We start from the raw sequence: 1,010 nt of genomic DNA on the forward strand, positions 1-1,010 counted from the left end.
ATCAGGGTAACAACCATTTTGATGTTGTCGCCTGGCATTACCATCTCTACGCCTTCTGGCAGTTCGATGGTACCGGTCACGTCAGTTGTACGGAAGTAGAACTGTGGACGGTAGCCTTTGAAGAACGGAGTATGACGGCCGCCTTCGTCTTTGGACAGGATGTACACTTCAGATTCGAACTTGGTGTGTGGCTTGATTGAGCCTGGCTTAGCCAGTACCTGACCACGTTCGATTTCTTCACGTTTGATACCACGCAGCAGAACACCTACGTTCTCACCAGCACGGCCTTCGTCCAGCAGTTTGCGGAACATTTCAACGCCGGTACAGGTAGATTTCGCAGTATCTTTGATACCAACGATTTCAACTTCTTCACCTACTTTAACGATACCGCGCTCTACACGACCGGTAACAACGGTACCACGACCGGAGATGGAGAATACGTCTTCGATTGGCAGCAGGAACGGCAGGTCGATTGCACGTACTGGTTCTGGGATGTAAGAATCCAGGAAGCCAGCCAGTTCAACGATTTTAGCTTCCCACTCAGCTTCGCCTTCCAGCGCTTTCAGAGCAGAACCACGGATGATTGGGGTGTCATCGCCCGGGAAGTCGTACTGAGACAGAAGTTCACGCACTTCCATTTCAACCAGCTCCAGCAGCTCTTCGTCATCAACCATGTCGCATTTGTTCAGGAACACGATGATGTAAGGAACGCCAACCTGACGACCCAGCAGGATGTGCTCACGGGTCTGAGGCATAGGGCCGTCAGTCGCAGCAACAACCAGGATAGCGCCGTCCATCTGAGCAGCACCGGTGATCATGTTTTTCACGTAGTCGGCGTGCCCTGGGCAGTCAACGTGCGCGTAGTGACGAGTCGGGGTGTCGTACTCAACGTGGGAGGTGTTGATGGTGATACCACGAGCTTTTTCTTCTGGTGCGTTATCGATCTGGTCGAATGCACGAGCAGAACCACCGTAGGTTTTAGCCAGAACGGTAGTGATTGCAGCGGTCAG

General features: G+C 52.6%; 1 protein-coding gene. It reads right to left on the minus strand.

Translation table 11 applies throughout. The features are described from left to right. A partial coding sequence (gene tuf, locus F3J26_RS22520; protein WP_166996033.1) for an elongation factor Tu occupies positions 1–1,010 on the minus strand: 1,010 nt, incomplete at both ends.

This window comes from Enterobacter sp. Ap-867 (assembly GCF_011752855.1).
GTDB lineage: Bacteria > Pseudomonadota > Gammaproteobacteria > Enterobacterales > Enterobacteriaceae > Cedecea.